A 26,280-nucleotide genomic window follows, 5' to 3' on the forward strand; every position below is an offset into this window, starting at 1 on the left:
CCGTCGTTTTGTTGGAAGGTCACACTAATTGACCATGATGGGGCCCGCTCGGTGACGGGCGGTCACAAGACGATCACGGCTTGGTGATCAAGAGCCGCGCGACCTGGTCAAGATCGCTCCGCGTAGCCGCCCGGCCACCGCCGTGCACGCCGAAGCCGTCCTTGATCATGCGCGGGATCACATGCAGGTGGACGTGGAAGACGCTCTGCCCGGCCGCTGCGCCGTCCGCCAGCATCAGGTTGATGCCGTCGGCCGGGATCGGGCTGCGCCGGATGCGCGCGGCCAGCCGCTGCGCGAGCGGGAACATCAGGGCGCCGGTCGTCTCGGGCAGCTCGGCGAGGTTCGTCGCGTGCCGTTTGGGCGCGATGAGCAGGTGGCCGCGGTTGATCGGGTTCAGGTCGCAGAAGGCGATGAGGTGCTCGTCCTCGTGCACAACGCTGGCGTCGGCGGCACCGGACACAATGACACAGAATATGCATTTCGGGTCCAAAATCGACGCCCTTTCGGCAGTGTCAGACTGGAGGCCGTGCCGGAGCCTCTCACGCTGGTCACCGCCGTCACGGCGTGGACGGCCGATCCCGTGTCCCTGCTGGTCATCCTGGTTGTCGGCGGGTGGTACTGGCGGGCCGTCCGCCGGGTCGGCGGCTGGCCGCGGGCCCGGATGATCGCGTTCTACGGCGCCGGTCTCGGCACGTACGCCATCGCGACCCTGTCCAGCATCGGCGTCTACGCCGACACCCTGTTCTTCATGCGGGCGGCCCAGATCATCCTGCTGCTGATGGTCGTCCCGCTCGGGTTGGCGCTGGGCGCGCCGTTCACGCTGCTGCGCGACACCGGTCCGGCTGCGGTGGTCGTGCGGCTGCGTTCCTTGCTGCACAGTCCTTTCGGCAAGGTCATCGCGTTCCCGGCGACCGCGTCCGTGCTGCTCATCGCCACACCGTGGCTGCTCTACTTCACCGCCTGGTACCCCACCGTGCTGCGCTCGCCGGTCGTCGACGAGCTCACCCGGCTGCTGTTGGTCCTGATCGGTCTTGTTTACTTTTGGAGCCGTTTGCAGCTCGACCCGGTGCCGCGGCGCTTCCACCACCTGGTGTCGGTGTGGATCACCCTCGTCGAGGTCGTCGGCGACGCCACCCTCGGTCTCACCCTGTGGTTCTCCGGCCACCTCGTCGCCGCCGACTACTACCAGGCCCTCGGCCGCACCTGGGGTCCCGACCTCCACACGGACCAGATCTTCGGCGCCGGCGTGCTGTGGATCGTCGGCGATCTGGCCGGCCTGCCCTTCCTCGGCGCGCTGCTCAACCGTATGACCAAGGAAGACGCCAAGCAGGCCAAGGAGATCGACCGTGTGCTGGACGAGCAGGAGGCCGCCGGCGAGGACTCCGACCGCCCGTGGTGGGAGAACGACCCCAACCTGTCCGAGCGCTTCAAGCGAGGCTGACCCAAGCCCCCGCGAGTCCCGCCCACAGTCACACCGAATGCGTGAAACGGATTCGTCATTTCGGTGTGACGCTGAGCGGGACTCGCGGGGGTGGCTGGTCAGGCGGGGGTGTTCACCGCCTGCTCGGCCTCGGACAGATAGTCCTTGTAGGCGCCGTTCTCCCACGTCGACCACTGGTCCCAGGTCGCGCCCTGGGACGAGATGTCGAAGGCCGCCTTGGCGTTCTGGACCGGATCGAAGGCCTGCTGCTCGCTGATCTCGGGGTGCCAGTAGTCGTTGATCTGCCACAGGCCGCGGTCGCGGGTGCAGTTCTCGTTGACCAGCAGCGCGTGGGTGAAGCCGCTGCTCTCGGCCAGCGCGACCGCGACCGCGTTGATCAGGCCCTGGCCGGTGAAACCGGCGTCCTTGGCCAACTTGGCCAACTGGGCGGCCGAATACTGGTCGCCTTCCGACTTGCTCACCGACGCACACTTCTCGTGCTCGACCGGGGCGGAGGCCGGCACGTGGGCGGGCGGCACCGAGCCGGCCAGCAATGCCGACGCCGCGACCGCGACGAGCCGGGACAGCGCTTGAATCACCTCGGGGCTCCGAACTGCCGGGAACGTGAACACGTCCAGCTAATGCGGAAATTCGGGGCTGCGGCGAGGAACCTGTCCCGATCAGGACGAAAATCGCCTGTCGCGCAACCAAAAGCGGTGGACCACCTAGTGAAAACGTTGTGGTTGCGCCGTCGCACAATTGTTGCACAACCAGGACGTCGAAGTCACGCGTCAAGCAGAACCGTCATCCACCAACGAATAGCACGGGCCGACGTCATTCAGCGCGGCCCATCGGGTCGAGCGATGCGGCCGTCGCATCGTCATGGTCGGTGGAAACGCTGATATACCGCCACTTCTCATCCTCAGCCACCCTCGCCTGCGCGACCACCGCCGCGTACTGCACGGCATCGCTGCCCAGCAGCAACCGCACCGGCGGCTCGTCGAGATCGGCCACGGTCAGCACTGCTCGCGCCACCTTCGCCGGATCGCCCGCCGGCGCGACTTCCGTGCTGTCGAACATCGCCGCCAGCGCCCCGACCGTCGGCCGATACGGCTCGCTGATCGGCGGCACCGTCATCGACGATCCCGCCCAGTCCGTACGCATTCCGCCCGGCTCCAGCACCGTCACCTTGATCCCCAGCGGCGCCACTTCCTGCGCCAGCACTTCGGAAAACCCGCCCACCGCCCACTTCGCCGCCTGATACGCCGCCAGTCCCGGCGTCGCCACCCGGCCGCCCAGCGAGGACACCTGGATGATCCGCCCGCTGCCCTGTTTCCTCAGCACCGGCAGCGCCGCCTTGCTCACGTTCACCACGCCCAGCAGATTCGTCTCCAGCTGCGCCCGGAAGTCCGCCGGTTCACTGTCTTCGACCGACACCAGATTCGCGTACCCGGCGTTGTTCACCACCACGTCCAGCCGCTCGAAGGCGTCCACCGCCGCCTTCACCGCCTCTTCCGCCGCCTCTGCGTCAGTCACGTCCAGCCCCACCGCCCGTACCCGGTCGCCGTACTCCGCCACCAGATCCGCCAGCTGCTCCGGCTTCCTCGCCGTCGCCACCACCCGATCCCCCGCCTCGAGCGCCGCCACCACAATCTCCCGCCCCAGCCCGCGCGAGCTCCCCGTCACCAGCCACACCCGATCCATCCCGGCTCCTTATTGAGTGAACGTTCATTACTGACATCAGAAGGCTAGGCCGGGCCCCGAGCGGCTGTCAAGTGAACGTTCACTCAATAATGGCGACAAAAACAACGGCGGCGGGGTCGCCCGCCGCCGCTCACGTGCTCAGAACAGGCGGAACTCGTCGGAGTCGGTGCCCTTGAGGGCGTCGTAGTCCAGGGTCACGCAGCGGATCCCGCGGTCCTCGGCCAGGGTGCGGGCCTGGGGCTTGATCTGCTGGGCGGCGAAGACGCCCTTGACCGGGGCCAGCAGCGGATCCCGGTTGAGCAGCTCGAGGTAGCGGGTCAGCTGCTCGACGCCGTCGATCTCGCCACGGCGCTTGATCTCGACCGCGACAGAGACGCCGTCGTTGTCGCGGCACATGAGGTCGACGGGGCCGATGGCGGTGGGGAACTCCCGCCGCACCAGGGACCAGCCGTCGCCGAGGGTGGTGACGTGCTCGGCCAGCAGCACCTGGAGGTGGGCCTCGACCCCGTCCTTGACCAGGCCGGGCTCGATGCCGAGCTCGTGCTTGGAGTCGTGCATGACCTCCTCGACGGAGATCACCAGCTTCTCGCCGGCCTTGTTCTGCACGGTCCACACGCCCGGGTCCTCGATCAGCCAGCACGGCGGGCTCATCCAGTTCAACGGCTTGTAGGCCCGGTCGTCGGAGTGCACCGACACCGACCCGTCGGCCTTGATGAGCAGCAGCCGGTTGGCCATCGGCAGATGGGCGGTCAACCTGCCGACGTAGTCGACCTGGCACCGCGCGATCACAAGACGCACGGCGAACGAAGGTACCGGGACGATCGCCACCCTGCGCGCCCGGGGCTGCCGCGCCGAAAAACCAGCCTGAAAGGATCGGGCCCGTGGAGACGACCCAATCGCGCGAGGTGTATCGCAACGCCTGGATGACGGTCCGCGAGGACGACATCCGCCGCCCGGACGGCTCGCCCGGCATCTACGGCGTGGTGGACAAGCCGAACTACGCGCTGGTCATCCCGCTGGACGGGGACCGGCTGCGCCTGGTCGAGCAGTTCCGGTACCCGCTGGGCGAACGACGCTGGGAGTTCTGCCAGGGCACGGCGCCGGATCTGGCCAGCGTGGAGGCGAAGGAGCTGGCGGCACGGGAGCTGCGCGAGGAGACGGGGCTGCGGGCGGAGGAGCTGATCGAGCTGGGCGTCCTGGACGTGGCGCCGGGCATGTCGAGCCAGCGGGGCACGGTGTTCCTGGCGACGGGCCTGACCGAAGGCGAGCCGGAGCGTGAGCTGGAAGAGCAGGACATGCGCTCGGCCTGGATCCACCGGGCCGAGTTCGAGGCGATGATCGCCCGCGGCGAGATCACCGACGCCCAGAGCGTGGCGGCGTACATGCTGCTGCTCCTGCACGAGTCGCGGCAGCCGTAGATCGGCTACGTGTTCGGCGAAAAGCCTTAAGCTCGTCTACATGATGGATGTGCGACGGCTCGTGCTGCTGCGCGACCTGGCCGAGTACCAGACGGTGACGGCGGTGGCCGACGTGCACCACGTGACGGCCTCGGCCGTGTCCCAGCAGCTCAGGGCGCTGGAGGCCGAGGTCGGCAAGCCGCTGCTGCTGCGCGAAGGCCGGACGGTGCGGCTGACCAGCGCCGGCCGCGCGCTGGCCCGGCGCTGCGAAGACGTGCTGGCGGCGCTGGAACGGGCGTCGGCTGAGGTCAACGAGCTGGCCGGGACGATCGACGGCGAGCTGGCGGTGGGCTGCTTCACCAGCGGCTTCCCGTCGGTCGTGCTGCCCATGACCGAGACCCTGCAGGCCCGCCACCCGCAACTGCGGTTCCGGTTTCACGAGGCCGAGCCCGAGGAGACCATCGCGATGCTGCGGCAGCGGCGGCTCGATCTCGTGGTGGCCTACCGCTACCGGCACCTGGGCACCGAACTCCAGCCAGGGGTGGTGGCGCTGCCGGTGTGCGACGACCCGTTCCTCATCTGCGTACCGGAAAGGCTGCGCGAGGCCGTCGAAACCGAGGGCCTGTCGGCGCTGAGCGAGCAGGCGTGGGTGTCCTATCCGGAAGGCAGTTGCCGCGAGGCCAACGTGCACGCGGCTCGCACCGCCGGCTTCACGCCCAAGCTGATCCACAGCTGCGCGAGCATCCCGGTGGCGCTGGACATGGTCGCGGCCGGCCTGTGCGTGACGATGATGCCGGGCATGGCCGCCCGCAACGCCCCGGCCGGGCTGGCCCTGATCCCGGCCCCTGGGCTGCACCGGAAGATCGAGGTCGTGGTGCGGGCCGGCACCGAACGCCAGCCGGTGATCGCCGCGGCACTGGCCGCGCTGGCCCAGCCGTAGGCCGGATCCCCTGCCGCCACAGGGGATCCGGCCCCGCCGGTTCAGGATCCGTAGACCTGGAACTCGGATACCTGGCCCGCGGGCCAGCCGTCGTTGCCGGTGAAGTTGAGCCGCAGGAAACGCTGGCTCGTGGCCGGCACGGTGATGGTCACGGTGTTGCCGGTTGCCGGATCGAACCGGTAGCCGGCCGAGCCGACCACGGTGGCGAACGAACCGCCGTCGGCGGAACCCTGTACGGACAAGGTTTCCGTGCGAGCGCCCCACGCGCTGGACGGCGGCAGGGTGAGCACGATGCGCCGCACCGAGGTCGACGAACCGAGGTCGACCTGCAACCACTGCGGGAAGGCGTTGTTGGCGCTTTCCCAGTAGCTGCTGGGGTTGTTGTCGTTGGCGTTGCCGGGACCGTAGACCTGGGTGTAGCTGCTGGCCGACATCGCCTTGCCCAGAGCCAGGTTTCCGCTCGGCGGGGTGGTGGTCGTGGTCGTCGTCGTGGTGGTCGTGGTGGTGGTCGTCGTGGTGGGCGGCTCGCCGCCACCGGGGTAGGTGTAGACCGGCGCTGGCCACGGTCCGCAGTACGGAGTCGCGGTGTACCAACCGGAATTGCCGCTGCCCTGGGTGATGGTGAAACTGTTGCCGAGGCAGCTGTAGATCGGGTTGGACGCGCCGACATGCGCGGCGGTGACGTTGGTGAAGCTGGCCGAACCGCCGGCCTGCAGTTGCAGCACGAAGGTTCCGGTGCCGTCGATGGTGATGTTGCTGAAGTGCACGTTGCTCACCGTCGAGCCCTCGACGGTCTGGATCGCCTCGTACGAGCTGTCCAGCAGGTTCGAGTCGGTGACGTTGACCGTGCCGTCCAGCGCGCCCTGCTGGGCGTCGAACCAGATCGCGCCGACGCCGAACTGCCAGTTGGGATCGAGCACGCCGGCCCGCAGGGTTGTGTTGCGTGCCAACGTGGTCGTGCCGGCGACATGCACGGAGTTGAAGCGGTTGGCCACGTGGATGCCGCCGCCCTGGGTCTGGGTATCGGTCACCACGTTGTCGGTCACGCTGTTGTCGTGACCGCCGTAGATGGCGATGTTGTTGGCCAGCATGGGCAGTTCGACGGTGTTGAACGAGAACGTGTTGTCGTGGTCGGCGTTGATCTCCGACCACATGGCCAGGCCGTCATCACCGGTGTTGCGCAGGAAGTTGTTGGTCACGGTGACATGGCTGATGCCGTCGTGCAGGTTGAGGCCGTCGGCGGTGACGTCCAGGATCCGGTTGTTGGACACGGTCAGGCCGTCGAACGGCCCGTCCAGCCACAGCCCGACCTTGACGTGCTGGAGGAACAGACCCGAGACCACGGAACCGCCGCCGAGCGCGCCGCCGATGGCGTTGACCTGGTCGCAGTCGTTGCGCTCGGTGACCTCGCCGATGATCGCGAAGTCGTACAGCTTGACGTTACTGCTGACACCGGAGTTGCCGCCCTGGCCGCAGCTGTTGGGCTCGCCGAGGCCGAAGACGCCGACCCGGTTGCCGTGCAACACCGAGTACCACTGGCCGGCGCCCTGGATCGTCACGTTGTTGACGGTCAGGTGCTGGTTGACCGTGTACGTGCCCTGCGGCACGTACAGCACCTTGCCCTGGGACGACGCCGCCGCGATGGCGGTGACGAAGGCGCTGCCGGAGTCGGCCGCGCCGCTCGGGTCGGCGCCGTACGAGGTGACCGACAGCGAGCCCGCCGGCTGGCCGGTCGGCCCGGCCACGTTCTCGAAGTCGGCGGTGTCCAGCGTGACGGCGACCGAGGCCGCGTCGAGCTGGAACTTGACCTTGGTGCCGGCGGCCAGCGTGCTGCCGAACAGGGTCCGCACGTCGTCGTAGAGGTGGTGCTGGTTGCCGGCGCCCGGGTCGTTGGTGAACGGGTAGCCGCCGTAGTACCAGCTGTACTTGTTGGTCAGGGTCAGGTCGCGGTTCTTGGCCCCGTTGACGTAGACCGCGATCGGTGTCGTGTACGCCGCGCCGCCGCCGGCGTCGGGCACGGAGTAGTGCAGGGTCACGGCGTTGGCCGGTGCGGTGAGGGTGAACTCCACGTACCGGCCGTTGCCGGACAGCGTGACCGCCTTGCGGCCGGAGGCTTCGCCGGCCAGCGTGCCGGCGGCCCGGTTGGGGCCGATCACGGTGCCGTTGGTGCCGGCCGTCTCGGCCTCGTACTCGGTGAACGGCACGGTCGCGCCGCGGCCGCCGGTCGCCGCCGACGCCGATGGCGCCGCGTCGGGTGCCGCGAGGGCCAGGCCGACCAGCGTCGCCAGGGCCACGCCGGCGGAACCCAGTCGCAGGGATAAGGAACGCAGGGATCGCTTCGACATCGTCGTCTCCACTTCGGCGGGCAGGGTGCCTTGGTGTGACCGCCACGTTAAGAAGACAAGACGACTGACTGCAATATCTGGATCGAAAAGTCGCAAACTTTCTCGCGATCAACGCAAGTATGCGACGGCTGCGCAAGCGTGCAGCGGCGAGCGGCCGTCTGGTCGCCTACAGCAACGGTCCACCCCAGCAAGAACCAGCGCAACCCCCGCAAACCCGGCGAGTCCCGCCTAGCGTCACACCGAACGCGTGAAACGGATTCACACATTCGGCGTGACGCTGAGCGGGACTCGCGGGGGTTCAGGGGTCAGCTGGACCAGGTGGGGTGGCGCTTCTCTAGGAAGGCGGCCATGCCCTCGCGGGCGTCGTCCAACTGCGAAGCGGCGGCCATGACTTCCAAGGCCAGGGTGTACGCATCGGCTTCGGGGCGGTCGAGCTGGGCGTACAGGGTCCGCTTGCCCAAGGCCTTGGAGGCACGGCTCCCCCGCGTCGCCCGGGCCAGCAGCTCGTCGACGGCGGAATCCAGCTCCGAGTCGGGCACGACGCGGTTGACCAGACCCCACTCCAGCGCCGTGGCGGCGTCGATGGGGTCTCCGGTAAGGGCCATTTCCATTAGCCGCTTACGGCCGATGGCGCGGGCGACCGGCACGGACGGCGTGTGGCAGAACCAGCCGCCGTGCCCACCGGGCAGGGCGAAGCCGGCCGACGAAGCGGCCACGGCCAGGTCGCACGAGGCGACGAGCTGGCAACCGGCAGCGGTGGCCAAGCCCTGCACGCGAGCGATCACGACCTGCGGGGCGGCCTGGAGGGCCTGCATCAACGACGTGCACACCGCCAACAGGTCCCGCACGCCGAGCAGGTCACGGGCGGCCACGTCGCCGAAGTCGTGGCCGGCGGAGAACACGGGCCCGGCGGCGGCCAGCACGAGCCCGGTGGCGTCGGAGGCGGCCACCGAGCGGACGGCGTCCAACAGCTCACGGAGGTGGTCTTCGGACAGTGAATTGCGCCGCGATGGGCGGTTCATGGTGATCCGTGCCGTCGCGCCGGCACGGTCGAGCAGGATGTGCTGGTAGGAGGCCATGTCCATCACGCTCCCACACCCGGGAAGCATTCACAGCCAGTCACCCGACGCGTGCGCAGCGCATTCCGGCAAAATCGTTCGAGTACCATTGGTAAGCAATTTCTCGAGTTCGATCCGGCCAATGCGCGCCAGCCAGGGCGTCTCGGCGACGGTCGTCACCCTGTGTCGACAAGTTGGACCGAGCACCAACCTAGTTTCACCCGAATGGCCTAGCATAGCTTAGGCCGAACAGGGTACGTCGGCGGCCTCCTGTCCGCCATTTCAATCACAATCCCGCCACGGACGGGCGATGAATCTGGCGCTGTTCAGCCATAGGTAAGAGAGTCTGCTGAACTCATGGGAACTGGTGAGTTCCCAACGGGTGCAAATTGACGCACGGTCGCCGAAGGCAGGGGATGAGACGATGACGGCGCCCTTGGACGTTCCGGGCGACGCGGTCCAGGCAGAGCCTGAGGCCGTGCTGGCCGGGATGGGCAAGGCGATCGAGGGCCGCTCGCTGCGGCAGATCGCCTGGATGCGACTGCGGCGGGACCGCGTCGCGATGGCCGGCGGTGTGGTCGTCGCGATCCTGGTCGTCGCCGCCGCGGTGGCGTTCGTCCTGGACCGGGTGTTCGGCCTCATCCCGACAACGCAGTTCAACCAGTCGCTGGTCGACCCCGATCTCCAGATCCCCAAGGGCTTCTTCGGCGGCCTGAGCGCGGACCACCCGCTGGGCGTCGAGCCGGTCAACGGCCGCGACCTGCTGGCCCGCATCTTCGCCGGGTCCTGGGTCTCGCTGCTGATCGCCTTCCTGTCCACCGTGGTCTCGGTGGTCATCGGCACCGTGCTCGGTGTGGTCGCCGGCTTCTTCGGCGGCTGGGTCGACACGCTGATCAGCCGGCTGATGGACGTCTTCCTGGCGTTCCCGCTGCTGCTGTTCTCGCTGGCGCTGGCCGGTGTGGTGCCGGACAACGCGTTCGGCCTTTCGGGCGACGCGCTGCGCATCGTCCTGCTGATCTTCATCATCGGCTTCTTCAACTGGTCGTACATCGGCCGGATCATCCGCGGCCAGACGCTGTCCCTGCGCGAGCGCGAGTTCGTCGACGCCGCGCGCAGCCTCGGCGCCCGGGCCCCGCACATCCTGTTCCGGGAGCTGCTGCCCAACCTGGCCGCGCCGATCCTGGTGTACTCCACGCTGCTGATCCCGACCAACGTGCTGTTCGAGTCGGCCCTGTCCTACCTCGGCGTCGGCGTTCGCCCGCCCACGCCGACCTGGGGCGGCATGCTGTCCGACGCGACGCAGTACTACCAGATCGACCCGGAGTTCATGCTCGTGCCGGGCATCGCCATCTTCATCACCGTGTTGGCGTTCAACCTGTTCGGTGACGGTCTGCGCGACGCGCTCGACCCACGTGCCCGCTAGCGGGCCCCAATCTCTGCAACCAGTCTGGAAGCAGTTCGAGAAGATGAGGGGTTGACCAGATCATGAAGAGAAAGCGGGTCATGGCGGCGGTCGCCGTCGCCTCCGCGCTCGCCGTGGGCCTGACCGCGTGTGGCGGCGGCGGGGGTTCGAGTTCGAACAACACCGCGGGCGGGGCCTCCGGGTTCAACGCCGGGGCCGACAAGGTGGTCAACCCCTCGGACACCAAGGGTGGCGTCATCAGGATGGCGAACTCGGGTGACTGGGACTCCCTGGACCCGGGCGACACGTACTACGCCTACTCCTGGAACTTCGTCCGCCTCTACGGCCGCTCCCTGGTGACGTTCCAGTCGGCGCCGGGCGCCGAGGGCGCGAAGCTCGTGCCGGACCTGGCCGAGTCGCTCGGCAAGCCCAGCGACGACGGCAAGACCTGGACGTACAAGATCCGCAGCGGCGTCAAGTTCGAGGACGGCAAGACCGTCACGTCCAAGGACGTCAAGTACGCGGTCGAGCGCTCGCTCGACAAGACCGTCTTTCCCAACGGTCCCACGTACTTCAACGACTACCTGGACCTGGGCGACTACAAGACGCCCTACAGCGACCCGACGCCGGACAAGCTCGGCCTGAAGGCCATCGAGACGCCGGACGACTCGACCATCGTGTTCCACCTGAAGACGGCCTTCTCCGGCTTCGACTACTTCGCGATGCTGCCCTCGACCATCCCGGTCGAGCAGGCCAAGGACACCGGCTCCAAGTACAAGGAGCACGTGGTCTCCACCGGCCCGTACATGTTCAAGGAAAACAACCTCGGCAAGAACTTCACGCTGGTCCGCAACCCGCAGTGGGACCAGAAGACGGACCCGGTGCGCAAGGCGCTGCCGGACGAGTACGACGTCGCGCTGAACGTGAATGCCGATGACATCGACAACCGCCTGCTCGCGGGCAGCCTCGACATCGACATCGCGGGCTCCGGCGTGCAGGCGGCGGCCCAGGGCAAGATCCTGAGCGACCAGACCAAGAAGGCCAACGCGGACGACCCGACGGTGGCCCGGCTCTGGTACACCTCGATCAACGGTGACGTGGCCCCGCTGGACAACATCCACTGCCGCAAGGCGGTCGAGTACGCCGCGGACAAGACCGGCTACCTGGCCGCGTACGGCGGCCAGACCGGCGGCCAGATCGCGTCCAACATGATGCCGCCGATCATCCCGGGCGCCGAGTCGTTCGACACCTACGCGACGCCGGGCAACGCCGGTGACGTGGCCAAGGCCAAGTCGGAACTGCAGGCCTGTGGCAAGGCCGACGGCTTCGAGACCAACATCTCCTACCGGGCCGAGCGTCCGAAGGAGAAGGCGGCCGCCGAGGCGCTGCAGCAGTCGCTGGGCAAGGCCGGCATCAAGCTGACCATCAAGCCGTTCCCGACCGGCGACTACTACAAGCTGTACGCCGGCAAGCCGGACTACGCCAAGAACAACAACCTCGGCCTGATGATCACCGGGTGGGGCGCCGACTGGCCGGACGGCTTCGGCTTCCTCAGCCAGATCGTCGACAGCCGGGTCATCCGGGCCTCGGGCGGCAACACCAACCTGTCGGTCAAGGACCCCGCCGTTGACGCGCTCGTCGACAAGGCGCTGACCACGACCGACACCTCGGCCCGTGAGAAGGTCTGGGTCGACGTGGACAAGAAGGTCATGGACGACGCCTACACCCTGCCCGGCCTCTGGTCCAAGGGCCTGCTCTACCGGCCGCCGAACCTGACCAACGTGTTCGTCAGCAACGGCTACCAGATGTACGACTACCTCGCCCTCGGCGCCAAGAAGTAAGCGGGAAGGTAGGTGAAGGCGTAAGGCATCCGGCCGCCGCCGTCCGTCTCGACGGCGGCGGCCGGGCTGCTGTCAGCCGTCCCGGTGTTCGCATATCTGATTCGTCGCCTGCTCGGGGCGATCGTGATGCTGTTCATCGTCAGCATCGCGGTCTTCCTGATCTTCTTCCTGCTGCCCCGCATCGGTGGCGCGACCGCGGACGACCTGGCCTCGCGCTACGTCGGCAAGACCGCGGACGCGGCGCAGATCCACCTGATGGCGCAGAAACTCGGTTTCACCGACCCGCTGTACGTGCAGTACGGGCGGTTCCTGGCCGGCATCTTCGCCGGGGCCGACTACAGCACCGGTCCGACCACCGTGCACTGCCCGGCGCCGTGCCTCGGCTACTCGTTCATCACGCAGAACCCGGTGCTGCCGGACCTGCTCGACCGCTTCCCGGTGACGCTGTCGCTGGCCATCGGCGGCGCGATCGTGTGGCTGTCCTTCGGCGTCTCGGCCGGCGTGGTCTCCGCGCTGCGCAAGGGATCGCTGTTCGACCGGACGGCGATGGGCATCGCGCTGGCCGGCGTGTCGCTGCCGATCTTCTTCACCGGTCTGCTGGCGCTGAACATCTTCAGCTACAACCTCGGCTGGTTCCCGGCCGGCGGCAGCTACACCAACTTCACCGACAACCCGGCGTTGTGGGCGTACGACCTGGTGCTGCCGTGGGTGACGCTGGCCTTCCTCAACGCCGCCGCGTACGCCCGACTGACCAGGGCCGGCATGCTGGAGACGATGGGCGAGGACTTCATCCGCACCGCGCGGGCCAAGGGCCTGCCGGAGCGGACGGTGGTGGTCCGGCACGGCCTGCGGGCCGCGCTGACCCCGATCACCACCATCTTCGGCCTCGACATCGGCATCCTGCTGGGCAGCTCGATCCTGACCGAGCACACGTACTCGCTCAACGGCCTCGGCGCGTACGCGTTGCAGGCGATCACCAGCAACGACCTGCCGAAGGTGCTGGGCGTGACCATCCTGGCCGCCACCTTCGTCATCGTGGCCAACCTGGTGGTGGACATTCTGTACGTGGTCATCGACCCGAGGGTGCGTATCTAGTGACCGAACTGTACGAGCCGCCCGCGCAGCGCAGCTTCCTCGAGGTCGACGACCTGCGGGTGCACTTCAACACCGACGACGGCGTGGTCAAGTCGGTCGACGGCCTGTCGTTCAAGCTGGAGCGCGGCAAGACGCTGGGCATCGTCGGCGAGTCCGGCTCCGGCAAGAGCGTGAGCAGCATGGCCCTGATGGGCCTGCAGCGCTACGCCAGGGCCAAGATGACCGGCGAGATCTGGCTGGACGGCGAGGAGCTGCTGTCGGCCGACGACGAGCACGTGCGCTCGTTGCGGGGCAAGAAGATGGCGATGATCTTCCAGGACCCGCTGTCGGCCATGCACCCGTTCTACACGGTCGGCGCGCAGATCATCGAGGCCTACCGGATCCACCACAAGGTGACCAAGGCGGTGGCCCGCAAGCACGCCATCGAGATGCTGGACCGGGTCGGCATCCCGCAGCCGAACTCGCGGGTCGACGACTACCCCCACCAGTTCTCCGGCGGCATGCGGCAGCGCGCGATGATCGCCATGGCGCTGTGCTGCGACCCGGAGCTGCTGATCGCCGACGAGCCGACGACCGCGCTGGACGTCACCGTGCAGGCCCAGATCCTGGACCTGATCAAGGACCTCCAGCAGGAGTTCGGCTCGGCCGTCATCATCATCACGCACGACCTCGGCGTGGTGGCCGAGCTGGCCGACGACATCATGGTGATGTACGCCGGGCGCTCGGTCGAGCAGGGCAGCGCGCGCGAGGTGTTCCACTCGCCGCAGCACCCCTACACCTGGGGCCTGCTCGGCTCGATGCCGCGGCTGGACCGGGACCGCTCCGAACGGCTGCTGCCGATCAAGGGCACGCCGCCCAGCCTGATCAACGTGCCCAGCGGCTGCGCCTTCCACCCGCGCTGCGCGTACAAGGACATCCCCGGCGAGGTCACCACGTCACAGGTGCCCGAACTGGTCGACATCGGCAACGGCCACAAGGTGGCCTGCCACATGACCGTCGACCAGCGGCTGCGGATCTGGACCAACGAGATCCAGCCGAAACTCTAGGAATATGGAGACCACTGTGGACAGTCTGTTGGCGGTTTCGGGGCTGCGCAAGCACTTCCCGATCCGGCGTGGACTGCTGCGCCGGCAGGTCGGCGCGGTCAAGGCCGTCGACGGGCTCGACTTCTCGGTGCGCACCGGCGAGACGCTGTCCCTGGTCGGCGAGTCCGGCTGCGGAAAGACCACCACCGGCCGGCTGCTGACCCGGCTGCTGGAGCCGACCGACGGCAAGATCGTCTTCGAGGGACGGGACATCACCCACCTGTCCAACTCGGCGATGCGGCCGCTGCGCCGCGACGTGCAGATGATCTTCCAGGACCCGTACTCGTCGCTCAACCCGCGGCACAACGTCGGCACCATCATCGGCGCGCCGTTCCGGCTGCAGAAGGTGTCGACGCCGCAGGGCGTGAAGAAGGCCGTGCAGGAGCTGCTGGAGCTGGTCGGGCTCAATCCCGAGCACTACAACCGCTACCCGCACGAGTTCTCCGGCGGCCAGCGCCAGCGCATCGGCATCGCGCGGACGCTGGCCCTCAAGCCCAAGCTGATCGTGGCCGACGAGCCGGTGTCCGCGCTGGACGTGTCCATCCAGGCCCAGGTGATCAACCTGCTCGAGGACCTGCAGAGCGAGCTGGACCTGACCTACGTGATGATCGCGCACGACCTGTCGGTGGTGCGGCACGTGTCCGACCGGGTCGCCGTGATGTACCTGGGCAAGATCATGGAGATCGCCGACCGGAACGCGCTGTACGAGCGGCCGATGCACCCGTACACGGTGGCGCTGCTGTCGGCGGTGCCGGTGCCGGACCCGGAGAACAAGGGCAAGCGGGAGCGCATCCGCCTGGTCGGCGACGTGCCCAGCCCGATCAACCCGCCGCCGGCCTGCCGCTTCCACACCCGGTGCTGGAAGGCCCAGGACAAGTGCAAGACGGTGGAGCCGCCGCTGGTCGAGCTGGCCCCGGGCCAGCAGGTCGCCTGCCACTTCCCGGAGAACGTGCCGTCCTCCTCGGACAAGGCCACCGCCGCCGCGGAGTAAACCACACCCCCAACCCCCGCGAGTCCCGCTCAGCGGCACACCGAACGTGTGAATCCGTTTCACGCTTTCGCTGTGACGCTAGGCGGGACTCGCGGGGGTTTTGCTGTGGGTGGGCGGCGGCGGTTGCCCGTTCGAACAGGGGACGGGCATTGGCGGCACGTTCTGCCCCGCTCGCATATACCCCACCTGACCTGCGCTTATGGTGACGCCAACCGCGAGAACCGACCCCATTGTGACCGCAGTCACATCGTCCACAACTTGATTGTGCACGATGTAATCGCATACGGTTCTGCCATCGAGATCGACCACGAAGGAGTCACCGAGATGAGCATCAAGGCCACCATCACCCGCACCCTGGCCATCGGCGCCGCCCTGGCCGTCACCGCCGGTCTGGCCCTGGCGCCGTCCTCCTCGGCCACCTCGGACGTCGCCGACAACCACGGCGGCCCGAAGCCCACGGTGATCCTGGTGCACGGCGCCTTCGCCGACGCGTCCAGCTGGAACGGGGAGATCACCGAGCTGGAGCGCCGCGGCTACCCGGTCATCGCGGCGGCCAACCCGCTGCGCAGCGTCGCCACCGACGCCGCGGCCATCCGCGGTCTCATCGAGAGCGTCAAGGGCGACGTCATCCTGGTCGGCCACTCCTACGGCGGCCAGGTCATCACCAACGCCGCGCTGGGCGAGAAGAACGTCAAGGCCCTGGTCTACGTGGCCGCGTTCCTGCCGGAGAAGGGCGAGTCCGCGCTCGGCCTGACCAACAAGTTCCCCGGCAGCACGCTGGCCGCCACCATCCAGACGGTCGCGCTGCCCGACGGCAACACCGACTTCTACGTCAAGCAGGACCTGTTCCCCAAGCAGTTCGCCGCCGACGTGCCGCTGCCGCAGGCCAAGCTGATGGCCGCCACCCAGCGCCCGGTCACCCAGGCCGCGCTGACCGAGGCCTCGGGCGACGCCGCCTGGCACAGCATCCCGTCGTGGTCGATCATCCCGACCGGTGACAAGAACATCCCGGTGCAGGCCCAGGAGTGGATGGCGCAGCGGGCCCACGCCCACACCGTCGAGATCAAGGGCGCCTCGCACGCCGTCCTCGTCTCGCAGCCCCACGCCGTCACGGCCCAGATCATCGCCGCCGCCACCGCCACCACCCGCTGACTTCGTCCACGACCTGAAGTTTGGAACGGACCATTCCTCTACTCGGAGTAGAGGAATGGTCCGTTCCAAACGTTCGGGGTGGGGGTTACAGCTGGTTGGCGGTGCGGATGACGGTGACGATCTCGTCCATGATCTGGGTGAGCTCGTAGTCCTTGGGCGTGAAGACGCGGGCCACACCGCGTTCGGCGAGCACGGCGGCGTCGTCGGGCGGGATGATGCCGCCGACGATCACCGGCACCTCGCCGGCACCGGCGGCGCGCAGGCCATCCACGACCGCCGGCACGACCTCCAGGTGCGAGCCGGACAGCACGGACAGGCCGACGATGTGCACGTCCTCCTGCACCGCGGCGGCCACGATCTGCGCCGGGGTCAGCCGGATCCCCTGGTAGATCACCTCGAAGCCGACGTCACGGGCCCGCACGGCGATCTGCTCGGCCCCGTTGGAATGGCCGTCCAGCCCGGGCTTGCCGACCAGGATCCGCAGCCGCTCGCCGAGCTGCTTTCCGGTCTCCTGCACGCGTTCCCGCACAGCGGCGATGGCCGACCCGGCCTCGCCGACCGCCGCGGCGGCGGAAACCCCGGTCGGGGCACGGTATTCGCCGAACGCCTCGCGTAGCGCGGCCGCCCACTCGCCGGTCGTCACGCCGGCCCGGGCGCAGGCCAGGCTGGCCTCCATCAGGTTCTCGTCGGTCTTGGCGGCGTCCCGCAGGGCCGCCAGCGACGCCTCGACGGCCGCGTTGTCCCGCTCAGAACGCCAACGCTGCAACGCCTCCACGGCGTGCTTCTCCACCGCCGGATCGATGGTCTCGATGGCCTTCGCGCCCTCGGCCTGCAACGGCGACGGCTCGCTGGTGTCGAACTTGTTCACGCCGACGATCACGTCCTCGCCGGCCTCCAGCCGACGACGGCGCTCGGCCAGCGAGCTCACCAGCGAGGACTTCATGTAGCCACTCTCGACGGCGGCGACCGCGCCGCCCATGGCCTGCACGCGGTCGATCTCCTCGCGGGCCCCGGCCAGCAGCTCGTCCACCTTGGCCTGCACCACGTGCGAGCCGTCGAAGATGTCCTCGTACTCCAGCAGATCCGTCTCGTAGGCCAGCACCTGCTGCATGCGCAGCGCCCACTGCTGGTCCCACGGCCGCGGCAGCCCGAGCGCCTCGTTCCACGCCGGCAGCTGGATCGCACGGGCCCTTGCGTTGCGGGACAAGGAAACCGCCAGCATCTCCAGCACGATCCGCTGCACGTTGTTCTCCGGCTGGGCCTCGGTCAGCCCCAGCGAGTTGACCTGCACGCCGTAGCGGAAGCGGCGCTGCTTGGGGTCGGCGATGCCGTAGCGGTCGCGGGTGACCTCGTCCCACAGCTGCGCGAACGCCCGCATCTTGCACATCTCCTCGACGAACCGCACGCCGGCGTTGACGAAGAAGGAGATGCGGGCGACCACGTCGCCCATGCGCTCGGCCGGCACCTGCCCGGAGTCGCGGACCGCGTCCAGCACGGCGATGGCCGTGCACATCGCGTACGCGATCTCCTGAACCGGCGTCGCACCGGCCTCCTGGAGGTGGTACGAGCAGACGTTGATCGGGTTCCACTTCGGCACATTCGCCACGGTCCACGCGACCATGTCGGTGATCAGCCGCAGGCTCGGCCCGGGCGGGAACACGTACGTGCCGCGGGACAGGTACTCCTTGATGATGTCGTTCTGCGTGGTGCCGGCCAGCTTCGTCACGTCGGCGCCGTCTTCCTCGGCGACGCTGACGTAGAGCGCCAGCAGCCACATGGCCGTGGCGTTGATCGTCATCGACGTGTTGGCCTCGGCCATGGGGATCTGGTCGAACAGCTGGCGCATGTCGCCGATGTGCGCGACGGGCACGCCGACCTTGCCGACCTCGCCCTTGGCCAGCTCGTGGTCGGAGTCGTAGCCGGTCTGCGTCGGCAGGTCGAACGCCACCGACAGGCCGGTCTGGCCCTTGGCCAGGTTGCGGCGGTAGAGCGCGTTGGACGCGGCCGCCGACGAGTGTCCGGCGTAGGTGCGCATCACCCACGGTCGGTCGCGGTCGCGATCGGTCGGGTACGGCACGGCCCACCTCCGGTCACGGCGTCGTGTCGACCCAGCGTACTGGCGGGTAACAACGGTTGCCCGGTGGAGTTCCTCACACGATCGATCGAGAAGGTCCCGCTCGCGGTGAAACCGAAACCGGTCACACCCGGCCCGGCAACCGGTGGGAAACGGCCGGCGTCATCCCCCACGTAATGATCATCAATCCAAGGGGGACCACCATGGTTGTCCGCACCGCCGCCGCCATCGCCGCCGCGTTGACCCTGCTCACCGTGCCGGCCGCGGCCATCGCCACCGCCGCGCCGGCCCCGCACGGCCAGCCGACCTGGGACCAGCTCTACGCCCAGCAGACGGCCAACCGTGAGCACACCGCGGCGGTGTTCCCGAAGCTGGTGCCCGGCGCCCGTGACATCGACCTGTCCGACTTCGGCAACGACCGGGTCAGCCAGTTCAACGGGCAGAGCTACCTCGGCGGCCAGGTCTGGTTCACCGACGCCGACGGCGGCGAGAACCTGTACATCCAGGTCTCCGGCCCGACCACGCTCGACGCGCTCCAGCAGGGCTGCGCCAAGGTCACGCGGTGCACCACGCGGCGCGAGACCAACGGCTCGCACACCTACGTGCTGGAGAACGACGAGCAGACCCCGGCCGGCACCGCCACCACCCGGTTCGCCGAGAACCTGCGCAGCGACGGCACCCTGGTCCTGGTGCAGGAGCACAACTACCTGCCGGAGCGGGACGGCGGCGAGCCCAGCGGCGCGATCCACAAGACGTTCCCGCTGAGCACCGACCAGCTGCTCACCCTGGCCCGCGACCGCGCGTACCAGATCTGAGCCGGCCAAGCCGTGGCGTCAGGCCTACTGCTCCGGCGCCGCGGCGACCCGCTCGACGTTGCCGCCGAGCCGCTGCATGTTCTCCACGAACTGCGGGTAGCCGCGGTCGATGTGGAAGACGTCCCACACGTCGGTGACGCCGTCGGCGCACAGCGCGCCCAGCACCAGGCCGACGCCGGCCCGGATGTCCGAGGCCCACACCGGGGCCGCCGACAGCCGGTCGAGGCCGCGCACGACCGCGTGGTGGCCGTCGGTGCGGGCGTCCGCGCCCATCCGGACCATCTCCTCGATGAACCGGAACCGGGACTCGAACAGGTTCTCCGTGATCATCGACGTGCCGTCGGCCACCGCGGCCATGGCGATGGCGAACGGCTGGAGGTCGGTGGCGAAGCCCGGGTAGGGCAGCGTCACGAAGTCGACCGCCTTGGGCCGCTGGCTCATCACCACGCGGAAGCCGTCCTCGTTCGGCGTGACGTCCGCGCCGGCCATCCGCAGCTTCTCCAGCACGAGGTCGAGGTGGTGCGGGTCGACGCCGCGCACCGTGATGTCGCCCCGCGTGACGGCGGCGGCGAAGCCCCAGGTCGCGCCGACGATCCGGTCGCCGATCACCCGGTGGTTCGTCGGCTCCAGCTTCTCGACGCCGTGCACGGTCAGCGTGGACGTGCCGGCGCCCTCGATCTTGGCCCCCATCTGCACCAGCATCGTGCAGAGGTCGCTCATCTCCGGCTCGCGGGCGGCGTTGTCGATCACCGTCGTGCCGTTGGCCAGCACCGCGGCCATCAGGATGTTCTCGGTCGCCCCCACGCTGGGGAAGTCCAGCCAGATCTGCGCGCCGCGCAGATCCTCGGCCTGGGCCACCACGCAGCCGTGCTCGATCGTGCTGGTCGCACCGAGCTGGCGCAGGCCGCTCTGGTGCATGTCCAGCGGACGCTGGCCGATCGCGTCGCCTCCGGGCAGCGCCACCACGGCGCGCTTGCAGCGGCCCACCAGCGGCCCCAACACGCACACCGAGGCCCGCAGCTTGCCCACCGACGGGGACGTGGCCTCGTGGTTGAGCTGGGCCGGCGTGGTGATGGTGACGGTGCCGCCGTCCACGACGACGTCACAGCCCAGGTCGCGCAGCACGTCCGCCATCAGCGGCACGTCCAGGATCTCCGGGCAGTTGGTGAGCGTGGTCGTGCCCTCGGCCAGCAGGGCCGCGGCCATCAGCTTGAGCACGCTGTTCTTGGCGCCGACCACGTCGACCGTGCCGACCAGCCGTGCCCCGCCCTCGACCCTGAAATGCTCGCTCAACCTGTATCTCCTAGCGTTTTCGCCCGGCGGGAGCCGCCGACCATCGTACGGAAACGGGAAAAGGCCTAGGGTCCGGGTATGTCCGTGCACCTGACCCGCATCTACACCCGTGTCGGCGACGACGGCACCACCGCCCTCGGCGACTTCAGCCGCGTCCCCAAGACCTCGCCCCGGCTGGCCGCCTACGCCGACGTCGACGAGACCAACGCGGCCATCGGGGTGGCCATCGCACTCGGTCAGTTGCCCGAGGAGCTCTCCGGGTTGCTCCGCAAGATCCAGAACGACCTCTTCGACGTCGGAGCCGACCTCTGCACGCCGATCGTCCCCGATCCGAAGTATCCGCCGCTGCGGGTCACCCAGGCCTACGTCGACCGCCTGGAAGGCTGGTGCGACGAGCACAACGCCGACCTGCCGGCGCTCAAGTCGTTCATCCTCAACGGCGGCACGCCCGGGGCGGCGCTGCTGCACCAGGCCCGCACCATCACCCGCCGGGCCGAGCGGGCCACCTGGGCCCTGCTGGAGGCCGAGGCGGAGCAGACCAACGTGCTGGCCGCCAAGTACCTCAACCGGCTGTCCGACCTGCTGTTCATCCTGGCCCGCGTGGCCAACCCCGACGGCGACGTCCTCTGGCAGCCCGGCGGCAACGCCTAAGAACCCCCGCGAGTCCCGCCCACAGTCATACCGAATGCGTGAAACGGATTCATGCATTTCGGTGTGACGCTAAGCGGGACTCGCGGGGGTTGTCAGCTGGCCCAGGGGATGGCGCTGCCGGGAGGGCTGGATTCGAGCCAGGACAGGAAGCCGGTCATGGCGTCGACGCCCATGGCGATCTCGACGGTGCCGTCCGGGCCGTGGCAGCTGATCACCATGGAGCCCAGGGGCATCGAGTAGGTCTCCGGGCCGGTGGGCTCGCGCCGGGCGTCGATCTCCAGGCCGTCACGGCGGATCACCTTGTCCGGGCCCGAACGCACGGACAGCACCCGGTACCAGACGAACTCGTCACCGCGATAGCGGCCGACACCCAGCTGCCAGCCGCGGCCGCTGTCGTCCTTACGGCCCCGCAGGGCCACGTGCACGCCGCCGGCGCGCAACAGCCGTAGCCGGCGCCAGGCCAGCAGGCCCAGCCCCCCGGCCGTGACGACCAGGACCACTCCCACGATCCAAGTCATGTCCACGGCCCCGCCCGTCAGCCCGGCTCAGACCGTCTGGCCCGCGGCGCGCAGCTGGGCGGCTGCTCTGGTCCGCGCTGCCTCGTCGTCGCTGTCCAGACCGGCTCGGGCGGCGTTGACGTCGATCTCGTCGGCCAGCTCCGCGGACTCGGCCAGAATGCTCACGCCGCGGTCGCTGATCGAGATGAAGCCGCCGTGCACCGCGGCCCTGACTACGCCGCCGTCGGTGGTGCGGATCTCGACCGCGTGGCCGTCGACCAGCTGGCCGAGCAGCGGGATGTGGCGAGGCAGGATGCCGATCTCGCCCTCGATCGTCCGCGCGAGAACCATCGTGGCCTGGCCCGACCACAGACGACGCTCGACGGCGACCAACTCGACGGACATCTCGGCCACGTTCATCTCCTTCGTCGACCTCGAGGACCGATTCTATCGGTTACGGAATGCATTCGGGCGACAGCTTCGCTGTAGCCCGGAGTGCGCGGTGGGGGTGCCGGTCTCGCGACCGGCACCCCCACCGCGGAAACTCACTTACCGGTGAGCTCCTTGTACTTCTTCTCCAGGTCCTCGAGGCCGCCGCACATGAAGAACGCCTGCTCGGGGTAGTGGTCGAACTCGCCCTTGGCGATCTTGTCGAACGCCTCGACGCTCTCCTTGAGCGGCACGGTCGAGCCGGGCTGACCGGTGAACTGCTCGGCGGAGTACATGTTCTGCGACAGGAAGCGCTCGATGCGGCGGGCCCGCTGCACCGTCACCTTGTCCTCTTCCGACAGCTCGTCGATGCCGAGGATGGCGATGATGTCCTGCAGGTCCTTGTACTTCTGCAGCAGCCGGACGACCTCGCGGGCGACGCGGTAGTGCTCCTCGCCGACGATCGCCGGGTTGAGGATGGTGGACGTGGACACCAGCGGGTCCACGGCCGGGAAGATGCCCTTGGAGAACACCACACGGGAAAGCTCGGTGGTGGCGTCCAGGTGGGCGAAGGTGGTGGCCGGCGCCGGGTCGGTGTAGTCGTCGGCGGGCACGTAGATCGCCTGCATCGAGGTGATCGACCGGCCACGGGTCGAGGTGATGCGCTCCTGGAGCTCACCCATCTCGTCGGCCAGGGTCGGCTGGTAACCCACGGCGGACGGCATACGGCCGAGCAGCGTGGACACCTCGGAACCGGCCTGGGTGAACCGGAAGATGTTGTCGATGAACAGCAGCACGTCCTGGTTCTGCACATCGCGGAAGTACTCCGCCATGGTCAGCGCGGACAGGGCGACGCGAAGACGCGTGCCCGGCGGCTCGTCCATCTGGCCGAAGACCAGGGCGGTGTCGTTGATGACGCCGTCCTCGGTCATCTCCAGGATGAGGTCGTTGCCCTCACGGGTGCGCTCGCCGACGCCGGCGAACACCGAGGTGCCACCGAAGTTACGGGCAACACGGATGATCATCTCCTTGATGAGCACCGTCTTGCCGACACCGGCACCGCCGAACAGGCCGATCTTGCCACCCTGCACGTACGGGGTGAGCAGGTCGATCACCTTGAGGCCGGTCTCCAGCATCTCGGTGCGGCCCTCGAGGGCGTCGAACGCCGGCGCCTTGCGGTGGATGCCCCAGTGCTCGGCGTCCTTGGCGTAGCCCGGCTCGTCGAGGCACTCGCCGAGCGCGTTGAAGATGTGGCCCTTGACGATGTCGCCGACCGGCACCGAGATCGGCTTGCCGGTGTCGGTGACCGCGTGGCCACGGACCAGGCCGTCGGTGGGCTGCATCGAGATGGTGCGGACCAGGTTGTCGCCGAGGTGCTGGGCGACCTCCAGGGTCAGCAGCCGGTTGATGCCGGCCGTGTCGACCTGAACGTTGAGGGCGTTGAACAGCTCGGGCACCGCGCCACGCGGGAACTCGACGTCGACGACGGCGCCGAGGACGCGAGCGATGCGGCCGGTGGAGCTGGCGGTTGCGGTAGTCATCTCACTCATCACTTCCTGCGGCTGCGAGGGCGTTGGCGCCACCGACGATCTCGCTGATCTCCTGGGTGATCTGGGCCTGGCGCGCGGCGTTGGCCTGGCGGCTGTAGTCGCGGAGCAGGTCGTTCGCGTTGTCCGTCGCCGCCTTCATGGCGCGCTGGCGGGAAGCCAGCTCGGACGCCGCCGCCTCCAACAGCGCCGAGAACAGGCGCGTGTTGATGTACTTGGGCAGCAGCGCGCCGAGCAGCTGCTCGGCCTCCGGCTCGAACTCGTACGAGGTGCGCGACGTGGTCGGCTCCTCGGCGTACTCGACCTCGAGCGGCGCGACCTGCTTGGCCACCGGGCTCTGCGTCAGCATGGACTTGAACTCGGTGTACACCACGTGCACCTCGTCCACGCCCTCCTCGGACATGAACGACTCGACCAGGGCCGAGCCGGCCTCCGCCGCGGTGGCGTAGTTCGGCTGGTCCGACGTGCCGAACCAGGACCCGGCCAGCTCCCGGTTGCGGAAGCTGTAGTACGTCATGCCCTTGCGGCCGATGACGTACAGCACCGGGGTCTTGCCCTGCTCACGCAGCAGCGACTGGAGCTCCTCGGCCCGCTTGAGGACCGCGGAGTTGTAGGCGCCGCACATGCCCTTGTCGCTGGTCACCACCAGCACCGCGGCCCGCTTGGGCTCCGGCCGGGCCACCAGCAGCGGGTGGTCCAGCGTGGAGACCGTGGCGAGCTCGGTCAGCGCGCGGGTGATCTCGTCGGCGTACGGCCGGGACGCGGCCATCCGCTGCTGCGCCTTGGGCAGGCGCGAGGTGGCGATCAGCTCGTAGGCACGAGTGATCTTCTGGGTGGACTTGACCGCCCTGATCTTCTGGCGAAGAACTCGAAGCTCAGCTGCCATGTCGCGTCACTTCTTCGGCGCGGGCCGGTTGACCTGCACGGACTCGTGGCCGACCTCGTCCTCGTCCATGGCGTCCGCCGGATGCTCCACGACCGACGAGCCGTCGGAGGCGGTGAAGCCCTTCTTGAACGTCGCGATGGCCTTGACCAGGCGCTCCTCGGTCTCGTCCGAGAGGTCGCGGCTGTCGCGGATGTCGGCGAGGATGCCGGCCTCGTTGTGCCGCAGGTGCTCAAGGAAGTCGGCCTCGAAGCGGCGGATGTCCTCGATCGGCACCGAGTCCAGGTGGCCACGGGTGCCGAGGTAGATCGAGGCGACCTGCTCGTCGACCGGGAACGGGTTGTAGGCGGGCTGCTTGAGCAGCTCGTACAGCCGCGCACCGCGGGCCAGCTGGGCCTTGGACACGTCGTCGAGGTCGGAGGCGAAGGCGGCGAACGCCTCCAGCTCCCGGTACTGCGACAGGTCGAGACGCAGCGAGCCGGCCACCTTGCGCATGGCCTTGATCTGCGCCGAGCCACCGACCCGGGAGACCGACACACCGACGTTGACCGCCGGGCGCTGGCCCTGGTTGAACAGGTCGGACTCGAGGAAGCACTGGCCGTCGGTGATGGAGATGACGTTGGTCGGGATGTAGGCCGAGATGTCGTTGGCCTTCGTCTCGATGATCGGCAGACCGGTCATCGAGCCCGCGCCCAGGTCGTCGGACAGCTTCGCGCAGCGCTCCAGCAGACGGGAGTGCAAGTAGAAGACGTCGCCCGGGTAGGCCTCGCGGCCCGGCGGACGGCGCAGCAGCAGGGAGATGGCCCGGTAGGCCTCGGCCTGCTTGGTCAGGTCGTCGAACACGATCAGGACGTGCTTGCCCTGGTACATCCAGTGCTGGCCGATGGCCGAGCCGGTGTACGGGGCCAGCCACTTGAAGCCGGCCGGGTCGGACGCCGGGGCGGCGACGATGGTGGTGTACTCCAGCGCGCCCGCGTCCTCCAGCGCCGTCTTCACGGCGGCGATGGTGGAGCCCTTCTGACCGATGGCGACGTACACGCAGCGCACCTGCTGCTTGGGGTCGCCGGTCTCCCAGGCCTGCTTCTGGTTGATGATCGTGTCGATGCAGACCGTGGTCTTGCCGGTCTTGCGGTCGCCGATGATCAGCTGGCGCTGGCCGCGGCCGATCGGCGTCTGCGAGTCGATCGCCTTGATGCCGGTCTGCAGCGGCTCCTTCACCGGCTGGCGCTGCATCACGGTCGCGGCCTGAAGCTCGAGGACGCGCTCGTCGTCGTTCACGATGTCGCCGAGGCCGTCGATGGGCTGGCCCAGCGGGTTCACCACGCGGCCGAGGAAGCCGTCGCCGACCGGCACGGACAGCACCTTGCCGGTCCGCTTGACCTCCTGGCCCTCCTCGATCGACTCGTAGCCGCCGAGGATGACCGCGCCGATCTCACGCACGTCCAGGTTGAGCGCCACACCGAGGATGCCGCCCGGGAACTCCAGCAGCTCGTTGGTCACAGCGGAAGGCAGGCCCTCGACAAAGGCGATGCCATCACCCGTCGCGGTGACGGTGCCGACCTCTTCCCGGTTGACGTCCGGGGAGTAGCTGGAGACGTAGTTCTCGATCGCACTGCGGATCTCGTCCGACGAGATCGTCAGCTCCGCCATGTCGTTCCTGC

24 protein-coding genes are annotated in these 26,280 nt (G+C 68.6%); 11 read left to right on the forward strand and 13 right to left on the reverse strand.

Going from position 1 to position 26,280, the window contains the following annotated elements; all coding sequences use genetic code 11:
• Positions 1-73: 73 nt before the first annotated feature.
• On the reverse strand, positions 74-490 hold the full coding sequence (locus M3Q35_RS27620) for an HIT family protein (protein WP_379794178.1): 417 nt from the start codon (positions 488-490) through the stop codon (positions 74-76).
• Between the two features lie 36 nt (positions 491-526).
• Between M3Q35_RS27620 and M3Q35_RS27625 the strand changes: the two genes are divergently transcribed.
• Positions 527-1,441 carry a cytochrome c oxidase assembly protein gene (locus tag M3Q35_RS27625; protein WP_273935447.1) on the forward strand — a complete coding sequence of 305 codons (915 nt, stop codon included), beginning with the start codon at positions 527-529 and terminating at the stop codon, positions 1,439-1,441.
• Positions 1,442-1,539: 98 nt separating this feature from the next.
• On the opposite strand, the gene M3Q35_RS27630 is transcribed toward M3Q35_RS27625, so the two are convergent.
• The 3 genes from M3Q35_RS27630 to nucS form a co-directional block, all read right to left on the reverse strand.
• Positions 1,540-2,019, reverse strand: coding sequence for a transglycosylase SLT domain-containing protein (locus tag M3Q35_RS27630; protein ID WP_273935448.1), 480 nt, complete (start codon positions 2,017-2,019; stop codon positions 1,540-1,542).
• A gap of 235 nt (positions 2,020-2,254) precedes the next feature.
• Positions 2,255-3,124, reverse strand: coding sequence for an SDR family NAD(P)-dependent oxidoreductase (locus M3Q35_RS27635; RefSeq protein WP_273935449.1), 870 nt, complete (start codon positions 3,122-3,124; stop codon positions 2,255-2,257).
• Between the two features lie 138 nt (positions 3,125-3,262).
• Positions 3,263-3,922 carry an endonuclease NucS gene (nucS, locus tag M3Q35_RS27640; RefSeq protein WP_273935450.1) on the reverse strand — a complete coding sequence of 220 codons (660 nt, stop codon included), beginning with the start codon at positions 3,920-3,922 and terminating at the stop codon, positions 3,263-3,265.
• Positions 3,923-4,047: 125 nt separating this feature from the next.
• Between nucS and M3Q35_RS27645 the strand changes: the two genes are divergently transcribed.
• Both M3Q35_RS27645 and M3Q35_RS27650 read left to right on the forward strand, forming a co-directional pair.
• Positions 4,048-4,542, forward strand: coding sequence for an NUDIX domain-containing protein (locus M3Q35_RS27645; protein WP_446685273.1), 495 nt, complete (start codon positions 4,048-4,050; stop codon positions 4,540-4,542).
• A 40-nt stretch (positions 4,543-4,582) separates the two neighbouring features.
• Positions 4,583-5,461 (forward strand): LysR family transcriptional regulator, encoded by an 879-nt coding sequence (locus M3Q35_RS27650; protein WP_273935452.1) that lies wholly within the window; start codon positions 4,583-4,585, stop codon positions 5,459-5,461.
• Positions 5,462-5,502: 41 nt separating this feature from the next.
• On the opposite strand, the gene M3Q35_RS27655 is transcribed toward M3Q35_RS27650, so the two are convergent.
• Complete coding sequence (locus M3Q35_RS27655) at positions 5,503-7,806, reverse strand: discoidin domain-containing protein (protein WP_273935453.1); 2,304 nt, start codon at positions 7,804-7,806, stop codon at positions 5,503-5,505.
• A 305-nt stretch (positions 7,807-8,111) separates the two neighbouring features.
• Positions 8,112-8,885, reverse strand: coding sequence for an enoyl-CoA hydratase-related protein (locus M3Q35_RS27660; RefSeq protein ID WP_273935454.1), 774 nt, complete (start codon positions 8,883-8,885; stop codon positions 8,112-8,114).
• Positions 8,886-9,288: 403 nt separating this feature from the next.
• On the opposite strand from M3Q35_RS27660, the gene M3Q35_RS27665 reads away from it, so the two are divergent.
• From M3Q35_RS27665 to M3Q35_RS27690, 6 genes are all read left to right on the forward strand, one after another.
• Positions 9,289-10,287 carry an ABC transporter permease gene (locus M3Q35_RS27665; RefSeq protein WP_273935455.1) on the forward strand — a complete coding sequence of 333 codons (999 nt, stop codon included), beginning with the start codon at positions 9,289-9,291 and terminating at the stop codon, positions 10,285-10,287.
• Between the two features lie 62 nt (positions 10,288-10,349).
• Positions 10,350-12,107: an ABC transporter substrate-binding protein gene (locus M3Q35_RS27670; protein WP_273935456.1), complete on the forward strand. Its 1,758-nt coding sequence runs from the start codon at positions 10,350-10,352 to the stop codon at positions 12,105-12,107.
• A gap of 84 nt (positions 12,108-12,191) precedes the next feature.
• A complete protein-coding gene (locus tag M3Q35_RS27675) occupies positions 12,192-13,202 on the forward strand; it encodes an ABC transporter permease (RefSeq protein WP_273935457.1) in 1,011 nt (336 codons plus the stop codon).
• A complete protein-coding gene (locus tag M3Q35_RS27680; protein ID WP_273935458.1) occupies positions 13,202-14,248 on the forward strand; it encodes an ABC transporter ATP-binding protein in 1,047 nt (348 codons plus the stop codon). Before M3Q35_RS27675 ends, M3Q35_RS27680 begins: the two co-directional genes overlap by 1 nt.
• Before the next feature lie 4 nt (positions 14,249-14,252).
• On the forward strand, positions 14,253-15,278 hold the full coding sequence (locus M3Q35_RS27685; RefSeq protein ID WP_273935459.1) for an ABC transporter ATP-binding protein: 1,026 nt from the start codon (positions 14,253-14,255) through the stop codon (positions 15,276-15,278).
• A 324-nt stretch (positions 15,279-15,602) separates the two neighbouring features.
• A complete protein-coding gene (locus M3Q35_RS27690) occupies positions 15,603-16,430 on the forward strand; it encodes an alpha/beta fold hydrolase (RefSeq protein WP_273935460.1) in 828 nt (275 codons plus the stop codon).
• A gap of 85 nt (positions 16,431-16,515) precedes the next feature.
• Here the strand turns inward: M3Q35_RS27690 and M3Q35_RS27695 are convergent, their stop codons facing one another.
• Complete coding sequence (locus tag M3Q35_RS27695) at positions 16,516-18,507, reverse strand: protein meaA (RefSeq protein WP_273935461.1); 1,992 nt, start codon at positions 18,505-18,507, stop codon at positions 16,516-16,518.
• A gap of 200 nt (positions 18,508-18,707) precedes the next feature.
• On the opposite strand from M3Q35_RS27695, the gene M3Q35_RS27700 reads away from it, so the two are divergent.
• Entirely contained in the window at positions 18,708-19,319 is a 612-nt protein-coding gene (locus tag M3Q35_RS27700; protein WP_273935462.1) for a hypothetical protein, read from the forward strand.
• 24 nt (positions 19,320-19,343) lie between these two features.
• Here the strand turns inward: M3Q35_RS27700 and murA are convergent, their stop codons facing one another.
• A complete protein-coding gene (murA, locus tag M3Q35_RS27705; RefSeq protein ID WP_273935463.1) occupies positions 19,344-20,612 on the reverse strand; it encodes a UDP-N-acetylglucosamine 1-carboxyvinyltransferase in 1,269 nt (422 codons plus the stop codon).
• Positions 20,613-20,690: 78 nt separating this feature from the next.
• Between murA and M3Q35_RS27710 the strand changes: the two genes are divergently transcribed.
• Entirely contained in the window at positions 20,691-21,263 is a 573-nt protein-coding gene (locus M3Q35_RS27710; RefSeq protein WP_273935464.1) for a cob(I)yrinic acid a,c-diamide adenosyltransferase, read from the forward strand.
• Between the two features lie 92 nt (positions 21,264-21,355).
• On the opposite strand, the gene M3Q35_RS27715 is transcribed toward M3Q35_RS27710, so the two are convergent.
• The 5 genes from M3Q35_RS27715 to atpA form a co-directional block, all read right to left on the reverse strand.
• Positions 21,356-21,781 (reverse strand): DUF2550 domain-containing protein, encoded by a 426-nt coding sequence (locus M3Q35_RS27715; protein WP_273935465.1) that lies wholly within the window; start codon positions 21,779-21,781, stop codon positions 21,356-21,358.
• Between the two features lie 27 nt (positions 21,782-21,808).
• Positions 21,809-22,165, reverse strand: coding sequence for a F0F1 ATP synthase subunit epsilon (locus M3Q35_RS27720; protein ID WP_273944491.1), 357 nt, complete (start codon positions 22,163-22,165; stop codon positions 21,809-21,811).
• A gap of 140 nt (positions 22,166-22,305) precedes the next feature.
• Positions 22,306-23,730 carry a F0F1 ATP synthase subunit beta gene (atpD, locus tag M3Q35_RS27725; RefSeq protein WP_273935466.1) on the reverse strand — a complete coding sequence of 475 codons (1,425 nt, stop codon included), beginning with the start codon at positions 23,728-23,730 and terminating at the stop codon, positions 22,306-22,308.
• Between the two features lies 1 nt (position 23,731).
• Complete coding sequence (locus tag M3Q35_RS27730; RefSeq protein ID WP_273935467.1) at positions 23,732-24,622, reverse strand: F0F1 ATP synthase subunit gamma; 891 nt, start codon at positions 24,620-24,622, stop codon at positions 23,732-23,734.
• Positions 24,623-24,628: 6 nt separating this feature from the next.
• Positions 24,629-26,269 carry a F0F1 ATP synthase subunit alpha gene (gene atpA / locus M3Q35_RS27735; protein ID WP_273935468.1) on the reverse strand — a complete coding sequence of 547 codons (1,641 nt, stop codon included), beginning with the start codon at positions 26,267-26,269 and terminating at the stop codon, positions 24,629-24,631.
• Positions 26,270-26,280 lie beyond the last annotated feature (11 nt).

Origin of the sequence: Kutzneria chonburiensis, from assembly GCF_028622115.1 — a bacterium.
Classification (GTDB): domain Bacteria; phylum Actinomycetota; class Actinomycetes; order Mycobacteriales; family Pseudonocardiaceae; genus Kutzneria; species Kutzneria chonburiensis.